The sequence below is a fragment of the Paracoccus maritimus genome, from assembly GCF_025195095.1.
GTDB lineage: Bacteria > Pseudomonadota > Alphaproteobacteria > Rhodobacterales > Rhodobacteraceae > Paracoccus > Paracoccus maritimus.
Genome location: NZ_JANAVZ010000001.1, coordinates 33,975 through 52,679 on the forward strand (window position 1 = coordinate 33,975; position 18,705 = coordinate 52,679).

Annotated in this window: 16 protein-coding genes; 7 read left to right on the forward strand and 9 right to left on the reverse strand. The window is 63.1% G+C overall.

The genetic code is table 11. The features are described 5' to 3' along the window. Window position 1: 1 nt before the first annotated feature. A complete protein-coding gene (locus MU516_RS00170) occupies window positions 2-607 on the forward strand; it encodes a hypothetical protein (RefSeq protein ID WP_260275203.1) in 606 nt (201 codons plus the stop codon). 58 nt (window positions 608-665) lie between these two features. Here MU516_RS00170 and MU516_RS00175 read toward each other — a convergent pair whose 3' ends face one another. From MU516_RS00175 to MU516_RS00185, 3 genes are all read right to left on the reverse strand, one after another. Then, the gene (locus MU516_RS00175; protein ID WP_247740106.1) at window positions 666-1,025 is read right to left on the reverse strand and encodes an H-NS histone family protein; all 360 of its coding nucleotides are present in this window, start codon (window positions 1,023-1,025) and stop codon (window positions 666-668) included. 28 nt (window positions 1,026-1,053) lie between these two features. Continuing rightward, a complete protein-coding gene (locus MU516_RS00180) occupies window positions 1,054-1,608 on the reverse strand; it encodes an ActR/PrrA/RegA family redox response regulator transcription factor (protein WP_260275205.1) in 555 nt (184 codons plus the stop codon). A 72-nt stretch (window positions 1,609-1,680) separates the two neighbouring features. Then, window positions 1,681-2,310 carry an SCO family protein gene (locus tag MU516_RS00185; RefSeq protein WP_260275206.1) on the reverse strand — a complete coding sequence of 210 codons (630 nt, stop codon included), beginning with the start codon at window positions 2,308-2,310 and terminating at the stop codon, window positions 1,681-1,683. 90 nt (window positions 2,311-2,400) lie between these two features. Between MU516_RS00185 and MU516_RS00190 the strand changes: the two genes are divergently transcribed. Together MU516_RS00190 and MU516_RS00195 are read left to right on the forward strand one after the other, a co-directional pair. Continuing rightward, the gene (locus MU516_RS00190) at window positions 2,401-3,726 is read left to right on the forward strand and encodes an ActS/PrrB/RegB family redox-sensitive histidine kinase (protein ID WP_260275207.1); all 1,326 of its coding nucleotides are present in this window, start codon (window positions 2,401-2,403) and stop codon (window positions 3,724-3,726) included. 67 nt (window positions 3,727-3,793) lie between these two features. Continuing rightward, window positions 3,794-5,389: a PAS-domain containing protein gene (locus tag MU516_RS00195; protein ID WP_260275208.1), complete on the forward strand. Its 1,596-nt coding sequence runs from the start codon at window positions 3,794-3,796 to the stop codon at window positions 5,387-5,389. A 24-nt stretch (window positions 5,390-5,413) separates the two neighbouring features. On the opposite strand, the gene MU516_RS00200 is transcribed toward MU516_RS00195, so the two are convergent. From MU516_RS00200 to MU516_RS00210, 3 genes are all read right to left on the reverse strand, one after another. Beyond that, entirely contained in the window at window positions 5,414-9,892 is a 4,479-nt protein-coding gene (locus tag MU516_RS00200; RefSeq protein ID WP_260275209.1) for a translocation/assembly module TamB domain-containing protein, read from the reverse strand. Next, the gene (locus MU516_RS00205; protein WP_260275210.1) at window positions 9,892-11,754 is read right to left on the reverse strand and encodes an autotransporter assembly complex protein TamA; all 1,863 of its coding nucleotides are present in this window, start codon (window positions 11,752-11,754) and stop codon (window positions 9,892-9,894) included. The genes MU516_RS00200 and MU516_RS00205 overlap by 1 nt, the downstream gene beginning before the upstream one ends. Window positions 11,755-11,869: 115 nt before the next feature. Further along, the gene (locus MU516_RS00210) at window positions 11,870-12,796 is read right to left on the reverse strand and encodes a glucokinase (protein ID WP_260275211.1); all 927 of its coding nucleotides are present in this window, start codon (window positions 12,794-12,796) and stop codon (window positions 11,870-11,872) included. A gap of 202 nt (window positions 12,797-12,998) precedes the next feature. Between MU516_RS00210 and MU516_RS00215 the strand changes: the two genes are divergently transcribed. After that, window positions 12,999-13,427, forward strand: a complete 429-nt coding sequence (locus MU516_RS00215; protein ID WP_260275212.1) for a hypothetical protein — start codon at window positions 12,999-13,001, stop codon at window positions 13,425-13,427. Here the strand turns inward: MU516_RS00215 and MU516_RS00220 are convergent, their stop codons facing one another. The 3 genes from MU516_RS00220 to MU516_RS00230 are packed head-to-tail and all read right to left on the reverse strand — an operon-like array spanning window position 13,428 to window position 15,597. Further along, window positions 13,428-14,168, reverse strand: coding sequence for an amino acid ABC transporter ATP-binding protein (locus MU516_RS00220; protein ID WP_260275213.1), 741 nt, complete (start codon window positions 14,166-14,168; stop codon window positions 13,428-13,430). Beyond that, a complete protein-coding gene (locus MU516_RS00225; RefSeq protein WP_260275214.1) occupies window positions 14,165-14,839 on the reverse strand; it encodes an amino acid ABC transporter permease in 675 nt (224 codons plus the stop codon). Before MU516_RS00225 ends, MU516_RS00220 begins: the two co-directional genes overlap by 4 nt. Continuing rightward, complete coding sequence (locus tag MU516_RS00230; protein WP_260275215.1) at window positions 14,839-15,597, reverse strand: amino acid ABC transporter substrate-binding protein; 759 nt, start codon at window positions 15,595-15,597, stop codon at window positions 14,839-14,841. The genes MU516_RS00225 and MU516_RS00230 overlap by 1 nt, the downstream gene beginning before the upstream one ends. Window positions 15,598-15,890: 293 nt before the next feature. On the opposite strand from MU516_RS00230, the gene MU516_RS00235 reads away from it, so the two are divergent. The 3 genes from MU516_RS00235 to MU516_RS00245 are packed head-to-tail and all read left to right on the forward strand — an operon-like array spanning window position 15,891 to window position 18,655. Further along, window positions 15,891-16,859: a TRAP transporter substrate-binding protein gene (locus MU516_RS00235; protein WP_260275216.1), complete on the forward strand. Its 969-nt coding sequence runs from the start codon at window positions 15,891-15,893 to the stop codon at window positions 16,857-16,859. Window positions 16,860-16,866: 7 nt separating this feature from the next. Then, window positions 16,867-17,373, forward strand: a complete 507-nt coding sequence (locus tag MU516_RS00240) for a TRAP transporter small permease (protein WP_260275217.1) — start codon at window positions 16,867-16,869, stop codon at window positions 17,371-17,373. Further along, window positions 17,366-18,655 carry a TRAP transporter large permease gene (locus MU516_RS00245; RefSeq protein ID WP_260275218.1) on the forward strand — a complete coding sequence of 430 codons (1,290 nt, stop codon included), beginning with the start codon at window positions 17,366-17,368 and terminating at the stop codon, window positions 18,653-18,655. Before MU516_RS00240 ends, MU516_RS00245 begins: the two co-directional genes overlap by 8 nt. Window positions 18,656-18,705 lie beyond the last annotated feature (50 nt).

An 18,705-nucleotide genomic window follows, 5' to 3' on the forward strand; every position in this document is an offset into this window, starting at 1 on the left:
CATGCCGCCGCGATCCCGGCGGGCCTGGCAGCGCATGCTGTCGGGCCGACGCCTTGACCTGCTGGACCCTACCCCCTTCGACATCGAGATCGAGGACATCGCCCACGGGCTTGCTTTTGTCGCGCGCTGGAACGGCCAGACACGGGGTGACTGGCCCTATTCCGTTGCCGAACACTCGATGCTGGTCGAAGACATCTTCGCGAAGATGAACCCTGGCTGCGACGTGGCATGGCGGCTTGCCGCGCTTTTGCACGACGCACCGGAATATGTGATCGGTGACATGATTTCACCGGTCAAATCGGCGCTGGGACAGGAATATGGCGCCATGGACGAAAGACTGACGGCGGCAATCCATAGACGCTTTGGACTGCCGGCAGCACTGCCGGTCGCCATCAAGAAGAAGATCAAGAAAGCAGATCGGATTTCGGCAAGACTTGAAGCGGTTCAGATCGCCGGCTTCACGGAAACAGAGGCGAAGAAGCTTTTCCCGCTGGAAAGCGCAGGGATCGTGTCCGAGCTTTCACTTACATTACGCCCACCTGCAGATGTGCGCGCCGCGTTTCTTGAACGCTTCACCAATTTGATCCGATCAATCGACGAAAGCTAAACTCAGGGTTGTGCCGTATTGGCAGGAAGGCCGTTACGACGGCCTTCCTGCTGACATATCAGATCAGCAAATCGTCCAGCTCTTTTCCCTTTTCGAGATTTTCCTGAACCCAGCGTGGCTTACGCCCGCGTCCGGTCCAGGTCATCGTCGGGTCTTCGGGATTGGCATATTTCGGCGGGACGGTTCCGGAACGACGCGGCTTTCCGCCGGTCAGCTCTGCCAGATTGAAGCCATGCTCGCGGGCAGCTTCTTCGATCGCAACCAAGGCCTCGCGGCGCTTGCGATCCTCGTAAGAGTTGATCGCGCGATCAAGTTTCGCGCGAAGATCCCGCATTTCCTTTAGCGTCATCTTATCGAAGTCTACGTTCATTTCTTGGGTTCCAATTCGTCTTGATAATTCGAGAACTATATCAGCCAAGAAAAGTTTCAACCTAATAATTTCTCAATTATCGCGGCCCACGTTTGGCAAGAATTCGCTGAAGTGTGCGTCTGTGCATATGCAAACGGCGCGCTGTTTCGCTGACATTCCGGTCGCATTGTTCGTAAACACGTTGAATATGTTCCCATCTCACGCGATCGGCGGACATCGGGTTTTCCGGCGGCGGCGGCAACAATTCGCCGGATGCCAGCAGCGCCGACGTTACGTCATCTGCGTCGGCGGGCTTGGCCAGATAGTCCGTTGCCCCCATCTTGACCGCTGCAACGGCCGTCGCGATGGCGCCGTATCCGGTCAGAACGATGATCCGCGCGTCCTCGCGGGCGTCGCGCAGGGCCTCGACCACGTCCAGTCCGCTGCCGTCCTCAAGACGCAGGTCGATCACGGCGAAGGCAGGGGCCGCCTCGCCGATCAGGCGCAGGGCATCCGTCACACTCAGCGCGGTTCTTGGCTGAAAGCCGCGCTTTTCCATCGCGCGTCCCAACCGCGTGACGAACAATTCGTCGTCATCCACCAGCAAAAGCGATGGGTCCGGCCCGATCTGGCCGTCAGATTGATCATCCATGACATTTCCTCGCATGCCGTCCTGTCGTGGCATGTTTGGGCGGGATTACACCTCAGTGCAAGACAATGCGGGTCAGGCGGCCGCGTCCAGGAAACAACCCAGCTTGTCCGCCATCTCGGCCGGAGAGGTATCGCGCGGGAAATACTCGACCGTGCGATTGCCCGGCATGACCAGGTAGGTATTGGTCATGTGATCGACCAGATAATACTCATCGTCCTCTTCGTCATTGGCCTTGTAGTAATTGCGCCAACCCTTGTTCACTGCCGCGATTTCCTCGTCGCTGCCGGTCAGGCCGATCATGTCGTCTGAAAACAGATCGGTGAAATCCGCAAGAACCTCGGGCGTGTCGCGATTGGGATCGACGGTCACGAAAACAAGCTGAACATCCTCGCCCTGCTCGGCCAGAATTGCCTGCGCCTCGGCATTGCGGGCATTGTCCAGCGGGCAGACATCGGGGCAGAACGTATATCCGAAATACAGAAGCGAAGGCTTGGTGAAAACCTGTTCGGCGGTGACGCGCTGCCCGTCTTCGGCGGTCAGCGTGAAATCGGTTCCGAAACTGTCCAACCCGCCCGCGACGGTGCCCGCGCGACATTGGGCGAACTCATCCCCGCCGGACCCGACCGACAGGTAAACACCACCCGCGACAAGGACGGCGACTGCGGCGGCGGTTCCGATCATCAGCAGCTTGCGGTCGGCCATGGCTCTTTCCTCGGTGTTGGTCGTTGCGCGCATTGATCGCCGATCCGCGGACGGGTATCAAGGCGCGCAATGTCGCAGCGGGAGACGCAGATGAGCGCGCCGAACGGACAGATCCCCCCCGAATCCGCAGGCAACAAGGCTGCCGGGGCCGAACCGATCCGGATGCGAACCCTGGTTCTGCTGCGCTGGGTGGCGATCGGCGGCCAGCTTTCGGCGGTGATCGCGGCCTGGGCGATGGGCCTCGAGTTCGCGCGGGTGCCGGTGCTTGCGCTGATCGCCGCGGCCTGTGCGGTCAACACATGGCTTTGGCTGAATCCGCCGCGCCGCGTATCGCCGCATCGTGCGGTGGCGCAGCTTGCCTTCGATCTGGTCCAGATCTCGGCCTTGATCGCAATGACCGGCGGGATGTCGAACCCCTTCGCGCTGTTGATCCTGGCGCCGGTCACGGTCGCCGCGACATCGCTGAATGCACGGCAGACGGTCGCGATGGGCGCGGCGACGATGGTGATGATCTCGCTTGTCGCGGTGCTTGCGGTTCCGTTGCACGATGCACATGGCGATCAGTTGAAGCTGGCGCCGATCCTGACACTGGGTCACTGGTTCGCGCTGGTCATCGGCGTGGCGTTCTTTGCCGGCTATGCGCATCGGGTGACGGCCGAGGTGGCGGCGACATCGAACGCGCTGTTCGCCACGCAGATGGCACTTGCGCGTGAACAGCGGCTGCAGCATCTGGGCGGGGTCGTCGCCGCCGCCGCCCACGAAATGGGCACACCGCTGGCAACGATCAAGCTGATTGCAGGGGAACTGGCCAACGAGTTGCGCGACCGGCCGGAATTGCGCGACGATGCCTTGGCATTGCGGGAATCCGCCGACCGCTGCGCTGGCATCCTGCGCAGCATGGGCCAGGCCGGCAAGGACGATCTGCTGCTGCATGCCGCACCGTTGCGCGCCGTGCTGGAAGATGCCGCCGCCCCCCATGCAGAGCGTGGTCCCCTGCTGCAGATCATCGCGGAAGGCCCAAGCATCCGGCGCGATCCCGCGATCATTCACGCGCTGCGGAACCTGATCCAGAACGCCGTGGACTTCGCGCGGTCACGGGTGGTGATCGAAGCCGAAATCAGCGGCAGCCACCTGAGCGTGACGATCCGTGATGACGGACCGGGCTATCCGCCCGCACTTTTGCAGCGCATCGGCGATCCCTATCTGACCAGCCGCCGGGGCGGCGCGCAACGCAAGGGTTACGAGGGGATGGGGCTGGGCCTGTTCATCGCCAAGACGCTTCTGGAACGCTCGGGCGCGCGTGTCGGGTTCGCCAATGGGGGGCCGGGCGCGATCGTCACGGTGCGCTGGCCACTGTCCCGCATCATTGCGGATCAGCGCGGTGCCCTTGGCGACAATCCTATGCAGTCGGTCTGATATTGCCTTAACCTTTCATTAAGTCTGACTGGACTAATGTCGGCGAAATGACCGGAGGCAGGATTCTGTGGCGTTCGAAGGTTGGTTGGTGGTGCTGACGGCACTTGCTGCCGGGACCGTTTCGGTTCTGGCGGCGATCGGGTTCCTGCGCCTGTGGGACGGGCACCGCGCCGGTGCTGCGATCCGCTTGCGCGGCGACCGGCTGGAACCACGATTGCAGCCAATGGTATTCCTGTTCCGCGACCGCCGGCTGGTCGATGCGACGGCACCTGCCCGCGCCCTGCTGAGCCGCGTCGCAGGCCCCGATGATGACTGGGCCAAGCTTCAGCAATGGATCGGGCCGCGCTTTCCCGATCTGGAAGGCAATCTGGAGAGGATCAGCCGGACCGGGCGGATTGACATCCAAGGCAACTGCGGCACCGGCACCGCAGCCTTGCGCATGACGGTCGAGGATCTTGGTCAGTCCCTGCTGCGGATCGCCGTCACCGACCCCGAGGCGGATCATGCAGGGATCGTTGTCGATTCCATGTCGCAACAGGCCATGGAAGAGGAATTGGACCTGTTGCGGCGTGCGCTGGACCAGACCCCCATGCTGGTCTGGCGTCAGGACGCCGACGAACGGGTGACCTGGGCGAACGCCGCGTATCTGCGGCGCGCCGAGGCGCGGGTCGATGGCGAGCTTGGCTGGCCGCTGCCTCGGCTGCTGGACACTCCCAAACCGGTGCCGGGTGCGGGAACGGCAACGCGACGCGCAGCGCTTGACGATAACGGCATCGTCTCTTGGTATGACTGTCACAGCCACCGGATCGGCGATCAGACGATGATGTTTGCCCTTCCTGCCGATGCCGCGGTGAGGGCAGAGCGTAGCCTGAGGGAATTCGTTCAGACCCTGACCAAGACATTTGCCGATCTTCCGATCGGCCTGGCGATCTTTGACCGGCAACGAAATCTGCAATTGTTCAACCCGGCGCTGATCGACCTGACCGGCCTGCCGACCGGTTTCCTGACCGCAAGGCCGACGCTGTTCGACCTGCTGGACAAGCTGCGCGAACTGCGGATGGTGCCAGAACCCAAGGATTTCCGCAGTTGGCGTCAGCAGATGGCCAACCTGGAAAGCGCCGCCGCCACAGGTCACCATGCCGAGACATGGTCCCTGCCCGGCGGACAGACCTATCGTGTCACCGGCCGACCGCATCCTGATGGCGCGGTGGCGTTCCTGTTCGAGGACATCACCTCGGAAGTATCACTGACCCGCAAGTTTCGCGCCGAATTGCTGCTTGGGGCGCATGTGCTTGACGGGATCGAAGACGCGCTTGTGGTCTTTGCACCGAACGGCCAGGCGCTGATCCACAATCAGGCCTATCGCAGTCTTTGGGGCGACAAGGCCGAAACGCTTGCCGCCGCCATCGACCAGTGGGAAGCGAAAATCGCAGCGGGTCCGGGCTTCGAAGCCTTGCGGGCCAGGTTGACCGGCGGCGCGGACGATGCCCGCGACAGCGGCGCGATGGTCGGTCCCGATGGTTCATTGCTGGGATGGAGCGTGTTGCGTCTGAACGGCGGCCGTCTGATGCTGCGCTTCCATGGCCCCGAGGCGATGCGCGACGGGGTCGCAGCCGATATCGACAGCATCTCTGATCTGGTCAGTGCGGTCGGGGCGGACTGACCCCGACCGATCCGAAATCCCTGATCAGTAGTCGCGCTCGAAATAGATGCCCAAGGTGTTGTCGCCATCGCTGCCGACCGAACCGCGCGCGCGCAGCGTCTCGGAGATGTCAAGATTGAGATTGATCGTGCTCTTTCCATCATCGCCGACCGAGACATCGGTATAGACATTCTCTGACAGATATTTCCCGGCGCGAACCTGCACGTTGCCGTCATCGTCGGTCTGAAGGTCAAGATCATCCAGCCCGACCTGGTTGCGCAAGCGGCCCACGATCCCCTCGCCGCCACGTCCGGCAAGAACCGCCAGAGCGTTTGCAAGCTGTGCGGCCTGTAGCGGGCTGATATTGTCCAGACCCCGCCCGAACAGCAGTTGTGACAGAACCTCTTCCTCGGGCATCTCGGGCGAGGATTCGAAGCTGATTTCAGGGTCGCGCGCCTCGCCGTCAATGATGATGCGGGTCGTGACGCCATCCTGACTGGTCTGTGCGACAAGCCGGATCACAGGCATCATGCTGCCTTGCAGTTCGACCAGCCCCTCGGTCAGATCGAAGCGCTTGCCCAGAAGATCGACCCGCCCTCGGATCAGTTGGAAATGCCCGATCGGCACGACGTTGCGGGTGGTGCCCTGAACCTGCAATTCTCCGCCCATCTCTGCATCGACGCCACGGCCCCGGATAAAGATCCGGTTCGGGGCGTTGATCTGCAGATCCAGACGCGGCGGATTCGCCGGCGGGGTCGAAGCCGGTCCGCCCATTCCGGCATCGCGAGATGCCGCACTGGGATAGTCCTCCAGCCCGGCCTTGGCGCGCGTGGCCCGCATCGGGCGCGTATCGTCCACATGCCGGATTTCGGGGATCGACTTGGCGCCGCCCATCCCGGTCGAGGGAATGCGGATCTCGGTCTCGCCCAGGGTGATGCGGCCAGAGATCAGCGGGCCTGCCTGCATCTGCCCCGCAAAACCGACCTGACCGCTGATCTCGGTCTGGTACAGGTTCGGATCGCGCGCCACGACGCGATCCAGCCGCACATCCAGATCGACGTTTCCGCCGGCAAGATCGACGGGGCCGCGAACCGTGATCCGGCCGCCCGCGGCGACATTGGCCGCGGCGTCAATATTTATGCTGCCGCGCTGAAACCCGGCCGTGACGTTCATCTGCTCAAGCCGCAACCCCAGTCCCGGCTCGGACAATTCGCCACCCTGCAGGACGACCTGACCGCCAAGCGCCTGCAATCCCGGTGGACCCTGCAGGGTCAGGTCCAGCCGCAGCGGTCCCTCGATCGTACGGGTACGGACAAACCCGTTGGCAATCGAGGCATTGCTGGTTCCCCTGATCGACAGATCGGTCGTCGAAAAGTTGCGCGCCGCCGAGCCTGAGACCCGGATATTTGTCTGACCGGGCGCAGTCGCCGCCAGATCGACCACGAAATTCGCGCCCGCCTCGCGGATGGTGCCGTTCACCGTCGCGGGTCCGGGCAGTTGCGGCTGAATCTGTCCAAGATCGTTCAGCCGCGCCTGCACGTTCAGACCGCTGGCCGTATCACCACTGGCATCGACGCGCAGTTGCGGGTTCGTGATATCGACGCGCTGGATCGACAGCCCGCTGGCCGATTGCGTCGCCGCCAGATCGAAATTCGTCTGGCCCCGCAGCAGCGGATCGACCTTTGGCTGCCCGACGGACAGGCCGCTGGCCGTGCCCTGCGCAGTGATCCGGCGCAGATCGTTTTCTTCCACCAGCCGCGCATCGGCACGCACCGCGCCGTTGATCCCGTTGCCCAGGAAACGCAGGTCACCGGCGTTCAGGGTAGCGCTCAGATCCGTCTGGCCGCCACCGACCTTGCCGGTCGCGCTGCCGGTCAGACGCGGATTTTCGACCTGTGCCTGTTCGATCGTAAAGACGCCATCGCTTTCAGTCGCGCTCACCTGCAGGCGCGTCTCGCCCGCCAGCGCACCGTCGATCTGGGCCTGGCCGAACGCCAGGTCCCGGCCCGTTCCGGCAAGCTGCAGCCTGCGCACCCCGTCGCCCGCCTCGCGGAAACTGCCGTCCACATTCACCGCACCACGCCAGCCGGGGCCCATGAAGGCCAGTGATTGCGCGTCGATGGTCGCGGCGATATCGGTAACCCCTTCGCCATAGGTGCCATCAGCCGTCACTTCCAGCTGATCGTTGGTCAATTCCACGTCCCGCAGGGTGATGACGCCCGATTTCTCCTCGGCCTGTACCGTCAGGCGGGTGGTGCCGGTCAGCGCGCCGTCGACGTTCTGTTGCCCAAGGCTGAGATTCTGTCCCGTTCCGGTCAGATCGACAAAACGCGTGCCTTCCTGTTCGGTCAGCTTCGCCCGAGCCTGGAAATCGCCGGACCAGTCAGGGCGGATCGCGCCCAGATCGAACAGTTCGAACTGGGCGGTCGCATCCAGCGCACCGGCGGCAAAACTGCCTTCGCCCTCGGCCTTCAACTGCGGATTGGCCAGTTGGAATGTCTCAAGCTGATACGCCCCGTCCTGGGTCTGACCCGCGATCACCGCAAGGTTCGTGCGGCCCTGAAGCGCGTTGTCCAGTGCCTCGATGCCAATCCTCAGGTCGTCGGCCTCGCCACTGATGCTCAGCCTGCGTTGCCCGCTAGCACCATTCAGTTTTGCCTCGGCTTGCAACGAACCGGCATAGGCGGGATCCGCCGATTCCAGGGACGGCATGGAAATCTGCGCGGTCACATCGCTGGACAGGCTGTTCAGATACCCCTGGGCCTCGGCGGTCAGACCCTGCGCATTGACTGAAAACCGGCTGATCTCGATCCCGGATTCGTCGCGCCGTGCGCCAAGCAGGATCTTCGAATCGCCTTCCAGCAGTCTGTCAAGCTGGGGCTGGTTCAGGGCGATGTCGGTTCCGGTGACCTCGGCCTGCAGATCGAAACTGCGGTTCAGGACCCTGTAATAGCCGCTTGCTGACAGGTCTGCGGCCCCGGTAATGTCCCGCCCTGCCAGCGCCGAGAGTCGGCCCAGATCGTCATAGGCCGCATCGACATCCACAGACAGCAGGAAACCACCCGACAGGCCTGACAGCAGGAAATAGCCCGACAGCCCATAATCCGTGCCATCAAGCGTCAGTTCCTGAATCTCGAAGGCATGGCCGGGTGTGAAATCGAAATTCGCCCTGCCCTCGACCTGCTCGCCGACGGCCTGCGCCATCGCGGGATCGTCGAATCCAAGCTGTCGGCCGCCGTAATCAATCTGCCCGGTGACCCCAGCTAAAGCTCCGTTCTCGATCGCGATCTCGCCCGAGCCGTCCAGGGTAAGCGCGCCGATCCGCATGTCCCCCTGATCCAGCTCGCCAACCCGACCGGTCAGCGTCCAGCCCTGTCCCTCGGCGGCATCGAAATGCAGATCCAGCTTGCCGGATTCCACCGTGGCATTGTCTGCGCCCGGCAACGCCACCGGTAGCTGGGTGGCATTCGCGTCGCGACCCAGAAGGATCTGAAGATCCAGATTCTGCGGCGCCGATTGCGCGTTGGTCGCCATCGAACCTGCAACGGACAGTGCCTCGGTATCGACTTTCAGTTCCGGCAGGTTGATCCGGCCATCCTCGCCGCGCCAGCCGCGTGCCAGAAGCTGGGTGTCCTGCCCGAAGAACGTCCGATCCTCGGGCGGCAGCAGCGTGGCCACATCGCCCCCCAGTTCCAGCCGGAACGCCGTTCCCGGACTGCCGTCCTCGCCCGGCGCAGCATTCGCGCTGGCCTGCCCGGTGACACGGGGCTGGCCATTCGTCGCAAGGCTGATATCGGCGGTGAAGTCCTGAACCGCGCCCTCGCCGGTGATCTGCGCGGACACCGAGGGTTTGTCGTACAGGTCAACCAGGTTGACCAGCAGCCCATCCGCCGCCTCGTCCAGCGACAGGTTCAACCGCAAGACCTTGGTTTCATTGGCGTAACCTGCGTTCAGGACGAATTCGCCGCGCGGTCCGTCAAGCCGGTCGATGGTCAGATCGACATCGCCTTCGCCACCGGCAAGGCTCATGCTGCCGGACAGGCTGATGGCCGCTTCGACGCCGATCACCGGCGCGCCCAGTTCGACCCGTTCGGCGTCGATCTGTTCGATATTGATAGATACCGGCAGTTCGGGCAGCGCGAACTCGGTCGCCTCGGCCTTGGGGGCATCTCCGCCGGCCGCAGGCAGACGCGGCAGCAGGATTTCCGCCGCCGAAAGTTCCGCGATGCTGACCCGACCGCGCAGCAACGCGGCCCGATTCCACTGGATCGCACCGTCCCGCAGCGTCAGCCAGACCCCCTCGGTGTCCGCAATCGTCATCCGATCAAAGGTCGCACGCGACGACAGGGCGCCCTGAAACCCGTCGATCGTCACCTGCCGGCCGGTGCCCGAAAGGTTCCTTTCCAGAAGCCGTGTCAGGAATCCGCGGTCGTCATCAACCTCTTGCGAGATATCGGCAGCGCTTTGCGCCAGCACCATGGCCGGGAACAGCAGTGCGAAGAATATCGTGACCAGTCTGCGCATCAGAATGCCTGCCCCAATCCCAGATAAAGCTGCACGCCATCGTCGGTGTCGCCGTTTCCGACCGGCGCGCCGATGTCGAAGCGCAACGGCCCGATGGGCGTCGCATAGCGCACCCCTGCCCCGGCCCCGGCATGCCAGCGGCTGACGCCGCCCCACGCATCTTCGGTCCAGACACGGCCATAGTCGGCGAACAGAACCAGCCCGATCTTCTCGCGCACCTGAAAGCGGAACTCGGCACTTGCATTGGCCACGCTCATCCCGCCGGTCTTGATCGGCCCGTCAGGGCCGACGATCTCGTTCACGCCAAGCGACTGATAGGATTGCCCGCGCACGGTGCCGCCGCCACCCGAGAAGAACAGATATTCGCGCGGCGTATTCTGGATCTCGCTGCCCAGAATCGTGCCGATCCGGGCCCGTCCGGCCAGGGTGAACCTGTCGTCCTCGCCCACCGAATGATAGGCGCGCCCCTCGCCTAGAAGCCGCGCCCCGGAATCGGTGTCCTCGAACCCCTTGAAGGGCGTCGCCTCTGCGCTGAGGTAGTAGCCGCGCTTGGCGTCAGTCGGCTCATCCCGGCGGTCCCAGGTCACCTCCATCGGAAATGCCAGCGCCTTGAAATCGCTGGTTTCTCCCTGATCGTTCACCCTGGACTGGAAATACTGGATCGCAACATCGGCGGTCAGCCGGTCACTGAAGATGTGGTTGAAACCCAACGCGATGCTGCCCGAATCCGAATCGTAATCCTCTTCGCGCATCCGGGCGAGCTTGGTCTCGATATAGGCCGTCGTGTCGGGGGTGATCGTGGCCGGTCGGTCGATGCGCAACGTCAGCTCTTCGTCCCGGCCGCTGGTGTCGGACCCGATATCCGACATTTCCGCGTCGATGCGCAGCCGTTCGCCGCCGCCAAGCAGGTTGCGATGCATCCAGTAGGCCGAAACCTGCGCGCCATCGGTGGTCGATATCTCGAATCCGGCACCGATGCGGCGCGGTTTCTGTTCGACCACCGTCAGATCGACATCCAGTGTGTCGTTGGCGTTCAGATACTCGGCCTCTTCCAGCGTGATCGCCGAAAACACGCCGGTGCGCCGAAGACGCTTGCGCACCGTTTCCAGATCCTCGGGGTCGAAAGGCTGGCCTTCGGGGAACCCCGCGATCTTGCGCAGGCGCCGCGGGTTCATGCGGTCATAGCCGGAAATGCTGAGCTTGCCGAAGGTGACGGCGGGGCCGGGTGCCAGCGCGATCCGGCTGTCGATCGTGTTGAGATCGTGATCCGCGACAATCTCTTGCCCGCCGACATCGGCCTTGGCGTGACCATAGTTGCGCCAGCCTTCGACGCCCGCAAGCGCCGCCGACTTGATCGTGCCGGTGCCGCCTGTCTCGCCCCTGGCATATTCGCTTGGGATATCGCTTTCGGGGGCAACGGGCGCGATCTGGGCGCGCGAGAACTTGAACACCGGCCCCGGATCGACCGTGACGACGACCGCATTCACGACCGAGGGCGCGTCCAGCGGCGCAATCTCGGCTGCCTCGACCCCATCAAGCGTGATGTAGATCAGCGCCGAATACCGGCCTTCGTCGTAAAGTGCCCCAAGGATCCGGGCATAGTCGGCGCGAGCGGCGGCCAGCACGTCCTGTCCGGTGGTGCGCCCTTCCTGCAGGGCACCCGCCACCAAAGAGGTGTTTCGTATGGTTCTCTTCAGATCTCCGTCGTCGCCCTGGACGCGGATATCAAGCGACACCGGGCCTTCGGTCTCGCTGCTGCTGCCAAACAGCCCCGAAAACGGAGACGACGACTGCCCCAGCGCCATTCCTGCAAAACCGAGGGCCGTAGACACGATCAGTCCCGCCCGAAGATAAGCCCGCATCATTCCTGCCCTGCCATGCTCGCTTTGCAGCGATTTGAACAGGAATGAGGCGCGAATTCCAGCAATTCATTCGGGAATGGCGGGCAATCCACCAGCTTTCGCCGATGTGTGGCGCTTACGACAAAGCGGCAAGACAGCCGTGCAGCGCCGCCATGTCGTCTCGGATCAGGAAGATCGGCGTATTCTCGGGGATATGGCGCATGAAGGGATCGTCCAGGAAGCCGCGCTGGAAAATATCGATTCGGTCGGCAATACTGCGCCCGACGCTGCCGGCAAGGAACATCCCCTCAAGCGGCATGAACCGCAGCGCCAGTTCACGGCAAAGCTGTCCGACCATCTCGGTGAACAGGTCATAGGTCTCGATGGCCTGCGCATCGCCTGCGGCTGCAGCGCGGGCGATGTCCTCGCTCCGGATCGGGTCTGTTCCGGTGCGGGCGGCATGCAGGCGCGACAGACCGCGCCCCGCAAAGGTTTCCTCGGTCGAGGTGAACTGCGTTGCCGCGTCGTCCCCCAGCAGGCGGACAAGACGTTGATAGATATTGGCGGGAAGATTGGTGTGACCCTCTTCAGCCTCCAGCGCCGTGATCGCGCCGCCCTGCAGGACGCGCACCGCGCAGACATTGAAACCGGTGCCCAGCCCGACCACCAGCGCCTGTCCGTTGCGGGCGCGATCCTCTGGTGCGTCGCGCAGCATCGCGACTCCGTCACCGTGAAGGGCAGGGGTTGCGTAACCCAGCGCGGTCAAATCGTTGATCAGGCGAACCTGATCGGCGTCTGTCAGCCGGGCCAGGCGGTCCTCGTCGAAATCCCAATCGCGGTTTGTCAGTTGCGCCTTTCCGCCGCTGACCGGTCCTGCGACCGCGATGCAGACCGACGTGATGCGCGGCTGGTCCTGTTCCTGCAGAAATCGGCGCACCACGTCATCGAAGCTGGTGAAATCGTCGCCGCGAAACCGGGTCACGGTTTCCTCGTCGATCACCTGATTCCGCGCAATCGCCAGTCGGGCATTCGTTCCGCCCACATCCCCAAGAAGCATCGCCATGACCGTTCCCCGCACGCTGTTCGCCGTGTTTCATTCACTAGGCCAGAATATCCGACTTTTCGAGAGGGCGCATGATAGCGGAAACGTCTTTCTTGCGGCCATCGACGATGACGGTTGGCCGCCAACCTTGCCGTTCGCAGGAACTTCGCCCCGCGCCGACGCGTTTTCTGGTCGAACGATGACAAAGGGAAAGGTCTGAACCATGGCCCGCATCGCAAACCGTATCGCACGTCTGACAATGGCCGGCAGCCTTGCACTGCTGACCGCAGCGCCGGCCCTTGCCGTATCACGCTCCGATCAGCCGGTGCAAAGCTGGTCGGCCATGCAGGGTATCGACGTGCCGGAACTGCTGGATCAGGCACAGGACATGCCGACATCGGACATGGCGCTGGGTGATCAACCTTACTGTGCCGACAACCCCGAGATCAGACAGACATTGCAGCACGACTTCGCCGAACAGCCCGTCGATTCTTCGCATGCCGGCACGCAGCTATGGGCGTCCGACCAGATGGGCACATGGACCCTGGTGGCGCCGCGCGCAGATCAGACAAGCTGCATCATCGCCTCGGGGATCGGCTATCATCCGGAAAAAGATGTCGAGGTCTATTATCAGACCGCAGGCCTGAACTGATCAACCCACGCGCCGCAGAAAGCTGCGCGTGCGATTGTCTTGGGCATTGCCGAAGATCTGACCGGGCGGGCCCTGTTCAACGATCCGTCCGCCTTCCATGAACACCACGCGGTCCGCGATTTCACGCGCGAACTGCATCTCGTGGGTCACGATCAGCATCGTCTGCCGCCCATCCGCAATCTTCCGGATCAGGTCCAGAACCTCGCCCACCCATTCGGGATCAAGGGCGCTGGTCGGCTCATCAAACAGCATCAGATCGGCGTCCAGCGCCATCGCACGCCCGATCCCCACGCGTTGCTGCTGTCCGCCCGACAGACCTGATGGGTAGCTGTCGCCGCGATCGCCCAGACCGATCTGAGTCAGAATCTGGTCAGCGCGATCCTGTGCCTTTTCCTTTGACCAACCGCGAACGGTCGTCAAACCCTCCATGATGTTCTGGCGCGCTGTCATGTTGGCAAACAGCGCATAGCCTTGAAAAACGAACCCCGTCCGCCGTCGCAGCGCAAGGATCTCGGCCTTGCCAGCCTTGGCGGCATCGACCGTCAGATCGCCGATGGCGATTTTTCCCTGATCCGGCCGGTCCAGATAGTTCAGGCAGCGCAACAAGGTCGATTTGCCGGTGCCGGAAGGGCCGATGATCGCCACACGCTCGCCGGGTTTCAGGCACAGGTCAATCCCGTCCAGAACGGTGTTGGCTCCGAAACGCTTGACCAGCCCGCTGACATCGATCTCGCAACTCATCGCGCCACCGCCTTTCCAAGATGCGCTTCCATCCGGCGCTGACCCACCGACAGCACCTCGACGATGGCCCAGTAGAACAGCGCGACGACCAGGAACGCCTCGAGATAGAGAAAACTGCCGGCAGCCTCTTTCTGCGCGGCACCCATCATCTCGGTCACACCAAGGGTGAACGCTAGGGACGTGCCTTTGATCATGTCGATGAAATAGTTCATCAGCGTCGGCGCCGCCACGCGGGCGGCCTGCGGCAGAATGATCCGCCGCAGCAACTGGCCCTGGGTCATGCCGATCGATTGCGCCGCCTCCCACTGGCTGCGATCGACACCAAGGATCGCGCCGCGGATACTTTCGGCCATATAGGCCGAAAAATGCATCGTCAGTCCGAAGATGGCGGCGGTCACGCCATTGATGCTGGTCAGGAAGCTCAGCATCTGGGGCAGCCCGTAATAGAACAGGAACAACTGCACCAGCAGCGGAGTTCCCCGGAAAAAGCTGATGAACACCGCCACGACCCGGTCAAGGATCGGCACGCGAAGAACCCGCACGATGGCAAGGACCGCAGCCAGAACCAGCGCGGCGATCATCGAGATGACCGCCATGAACAGGGTCAGGGGAACATACCCGGCGATCACCGGCACCAGATCCCACATATAGGCGATGTCCAGCGAGCGCATTATTCGCCGTCAGCCGGTTGTGTCACATCGGCATCCAGCCATTTCTGCGAGATCTCGGACAGCTTGCCATTTTCCTTCAGCGTCGTGATCGCGGCATCGACCTTGTCGCGCAGGGCTTGCCCGGCCTCGTCGTTGCGGAACGGCAGGGCGTTCCGGATCTCGTCGAAGGGCTTTCCGGCCAGTGCCAGCGGCAGAGGGCTTTTCGCGATCACCTGAGCCGAGGATACGCGGTCCATCACGAAGGCATCGACGCGGCCCAGCGCGGTGTCCTGTTCGATATTGCTTTCATAGGTGCGGATGTCGATCTGGTCGGAATAGGGCAGGTTGCGCAGCAGCTCTTCGAAATTCGAGCCCAGATTGACCGCGACCGATTTGCCTTTCAGGCTGTCCGGGCCCGAGATCTGGTCTTCGTTCCCGGCTTTCACGACGACCTGTGCGCCGTCATATACATAGGGCTGGGTGAACGCGAACTTCGCCTCACGATCAGGCGTGATGGTGATCTGGTTGGCAATCGTGTCGATCCGGCCCGATTCCAGCGCGCCGATCAGTCCGGAAAAGGACATGGTGACGAATTCGACATCATCGCCCGTCTCAGCGCCGATGGCGTTCAGGAAATCGACCTCGAAGCCCTGCAATTCGTCGGTGCGGGTGAAGGTGAACGGAAAATAGCCGCCGGACATGCCGACGCGGATCGTCTCGGCTGCCGCGGGCAGGGCGGTGGTCAGGGCGAGGATCGCTGTCAGGATCGTCTTGCGCATGGGAAACTCCTTTAAATCTTCGCCCACTAGATGCGGCCTCGGACCAGATGCGACAACCTGCGCGGGGCAGGGCCTGTAAAATAAGAACAGCGTCGAAGGGCTGACCGCAACAGATGGAACGGATCCGTTCCAGAAAAGCCGCAAACCGGGAATTTGTTCCGGTCCATGTTGCCGGATTTGTGGTTTTTCGGAACACGTTCCCGACGCAGAAACGCCAAGGGAGGCGGGTTCCGGGTCATTGCGCTTTACCTGCATGTCGCGCAAACTCTGCCCGAAACGAGGGAGGAAACCAGATGAAGCACCTGTATGCCGCCGCGCTGATCGGTGCGGCCGTCGCCGCGCCCGCAGCCGCGCAAGAGATCAAGATCGGCTACGCGCTGGCCGAGGATAGTCATTACGGCGTCGCCGCCAAGGCGTTCGAGGAATCGCTGAAAGGCAGCTTGGGCGACCAGTTCACGTTCCGCCATTTCCCGTCATCGGGCCTGGGCGGCGAACGGGAAGTGGTCGAAGGCATTCAGCTTGGCACCGTCGAGATGACCATCGTTTCGACTGGCACGCTGTCGAACTTCGTGCCCCAGGTCGGCGTCTTCGACGTGCCGTTCCTGTTTACCAGCCTTGATCACGCGCGGAAGGTCCTGGACGGCGAGATCGGTCAGGACATGCTGGCAAAATTTGATGACGCCGGTCTGCACGCGCTGGCATGGGGCGAACAGGGCTTCCGTCACATCACCAATAATCGCGGCGCGATCCAGACGCCCGCCGACACCGAGGGTCTGAAGATCCGCACGATGGAGAATCCGGTTCACATCGAGGCGTTCAAGGCGCTTGGCGCGGCACCGACCCCGATGGCATGGCCCGAGGTGATCGGAGCGCTGCAGCAGGGTGCCATCGACGGGCAGGAAAACCCGTTGTCGGTGATCGTCTCGGCCAAGCTGAGCGAGGTTCAGAAATACCTGACGCTTGACGGGCATGTCTATTCGCCGGCGGTCATCCTGATCTCGCCCGCGCTGTGGGGTCAGCTGGACGACGACCAGAAGGCCGCATTCGATCAGGCCGCCGCCGACGCAGTCACCGCGATGCGCGGCTATGTGGACGATGTCGAGGCGTCCGGCGTGGCCACGCTGAAAGAACAGGGGATGGAGGTCAACGAGTTGTCGCCCGAGGAAAAGGCGGCATTCCGCGACGCGCTGGCCGAGCCTTACAAGGATTACGAGGCCCAGTTTGGCAAGGAACTGATGGACCGTATCCAGGCCACCGAATAACGGCACGATGCGCCGGATCGAACGCGCCTTCGTCATCCTGAACGGCACCGCCGTCATCGCAGGGCTTGCGCTGATGGCGGTGGTGGTCGGCTGGAACGTGGCCGCCCGCTATCTGTGGGCGGGCGCGCTGCCGTGGGCTGACGAAGTCGCGCGCTATACGATGATCTGGCTGACATTTCTGGGCAGCGGCCTTGCCCTGCGCGAGGGCGCGCATGTCGCCATCGCCAACGCGCAAGAGGCGCTGCCCGGCCCCGCGCAGCGCGGGCTGCGCTGGCTGATCCTGCTGATCCTGTTCTTCTTCTTCGCGTTCATGGTGTGGGTCGGCATCGACTATATGAACCGCATGGCGATCCAGAAATCCGCCGCGCTGCGGCTGCCGATGAAGTGGGTCTATGCGGCCATGCCCACGGGGTTCGCGCTGATGATCCTGCATCTTGCGCTGGTCGCGCGGCGCTATCTGCGGGCCGGATTCCAGGCGACGGAACAGGCAATCGACGAGGCCGTTCGTGGTTGAGATCCTGATCTCGGCGTTCCTGATCCTGATGCTGATCGGCGTGCCGGTGGCCTTTGCTCTGGCGCTGGCCGCCTTTGCCGCCGTTGGCCTTGGCGGACATTATCCGCTGGTCGTCGTCGTGAAGGAGATGTTCACCGGGCTGGACAGTTTTCCCCTTCTGGCAGTGCCCTTCTTCATCCTTGCCGCAGAGATCATGTCAACGGGCGCGATCTCTGCGATGCTGCTGCGCTTTGCCTCGCAGTTCGTGGGTCACCTGCGCGGTGGGCTGGGCTATGCCAACGTGCTGACCTCGACGCTGTTCGCGGGGATTTCGGGATCGGCACTGGCCGACGCCGCCGGGCCGGGCGCGATGATGGTGCGGATGATGGAAAAGGGCGGCTATGACCGTGCCTATGCCGGGGCGCTGACCATCGCCACCTCGGTCGTGGGGCCGATCATTCCGCCCTCGATCACCATGATCATCTATGCGCTGCAGGACCGGAACGTGTCGGTCGGATCGCTGTTCATGGCGGGTATCCTGCCGGGAGTGCTGATTTCGCTGGTGATGGCCGGGGTCAACTGGTGGATCAGCCGAAAACGCGGATATCGCAGCGCCGAGGCGCGGCCGCATCTGCGCCAGATGGTCCGCAACACTGTCGCGGCGCTGCCCGCGCTGGCCCTTGTGGTGCTGATCGTCGGCGGCATCCGGGGCGGCGTCTTCACCCCGACCGAGGCTTCGGTGATCGCGGTGGGATACGCGATCGTCGTCAGCGCGGTCATCTATCGCGGGTTTACGCTGCGGGATCTGTGGGGCGCGTTCTGGCGGGCGGGCATCATGTCGGTCGCCGTGCTGATGATCCTGGCTGCGGCGCGGGCCTTTGCCTGGGTGCTGATCATCGAGGGCGTGCCGCAGGCCATGGCCGACGCGGTGATCGCGATGAATCTGTCGCCCATCGCCTTTCTCTTGATGGTCAACCTGCTTCTGCTGGTTTTCGGCATGTTCATGGACCCGCTGCCGGGGGTGATGATCCTTGTGCCGATTCTTGCCCCCATCGCGCACAGCCTTGGGATCGCCGCCGATCATTTCGCCATCGTGGTGATCGTCAACCTGACCTTCGGCCTGATGACGCCCCCTGTCGGTGGGCTGATCTTCGTCGTCGCCTCTGCCACCCGGCAGCGTCCGTCCGAACTGATCCGCGAATTGCCGCCATTCTTCCTGGCCGCCATCGCGGCGCTGTTGATCCTGACCTTCGTTCCGGCGCTGTCCACGTGGCTGCCCGGGATCAGCGGGTTCGCACGCTGAGCATGGGCAGAACTGCGGACTTGATAAAAAAGCCCTTGCCCAGCATTCTT

Bases quoted from the DNA above. Each gene is read 5' to 3' on its own strand.
- MU516_RS00215 (WP_260275212.1), top strand. From the start codon at position 12,999: ATGGCCCGCATCGCAAACCGTATCGCACGTCTGACAATGGCCGGCAGC.
- MU516_RS00235 (WP_260275216.1), top strand. From the start codon at position 15,891: ATGAAGCACCTGTATGCCGCCGCGCTGATCGGTGCGGCCGTCGCCGCG.
- MU516_RS00185 (WP_260275206.1), bottom strand. From the start codon at position 2,310: ATGGCCGACCGCAAGCTGCTGATGATCGGAACCGCCGCCGCAGTCGCC.
- MU516_RS00190 (WP_260275207.1), top strand. From the start codon at position 2,401: ATGAGCGCGCCGAACGGACAGATCCCCCCCGAATCCGCAGGCAACAAG.
- MU516_RS00170 (WP_260275203.1), top strand. From the start codon at position 2: ATGCCGCCGCGATCCCGGCGGGCCTGGCAGCGCATGCTGTCGGGCCGA.
- MU516_RS00225 (WP_260275214.1), bottom strand. From the start codon at position 14,839: ATGCGCTCGCTGGACATCGCCTATATGTGGGATCTGGTGCCGGTGATC.
- MU516_RS00240 (WP_260275217.1), top strand. From the start codon at position 16,867: ATGCGCCGGATCGAACGCGCCTTCGTCATCCTGAACGGCACCGCCGTC.
- MU516_RS00200 (WP_260275209.1), bottom strand. From the start codon at position 9,892: ATGCGCAGACTGGTCACGATATTCTTCGCACTGCTGTTCCCGGCCATG.
- MU516_RS00210 (WP_260275211.1), bottom strand. From the start codon at position 12,796: ATGGCGATGCTTCTTGGGGATGTGGGCGGAACGAATGCCCGACTGGCG.
- MU516_RS00230 (WP_260275215.1), bottom strand. From the start codon at position 15,597: ATGCGCAAGACGATCCTGACAGCGATCCTCGCCCTGACCACCGCCCTG.
- MU516_RS00180 (WP_260275205.1), bottom strand. From the start codon at position 1,608: ATGGATGATCAATCTGACGGCCAGATCGGGCCGGACCCATCGCTTTTG.
- MU516_RS00220 (WP_260275213.1), bottom strand. From the start codon at position 14,168: ATGAGTTGCGAGATCGATGTCAGCGGGCTGGTCAAGCGTTTCGGAGCC.
- MU516_RS00205 (WP_260275210.1), bottom strand. From the start codon at position 11,754: ATGCGGGCTTATCTTCGGGCGGGACTGATCGTGTCTACGGCCCTCGGT.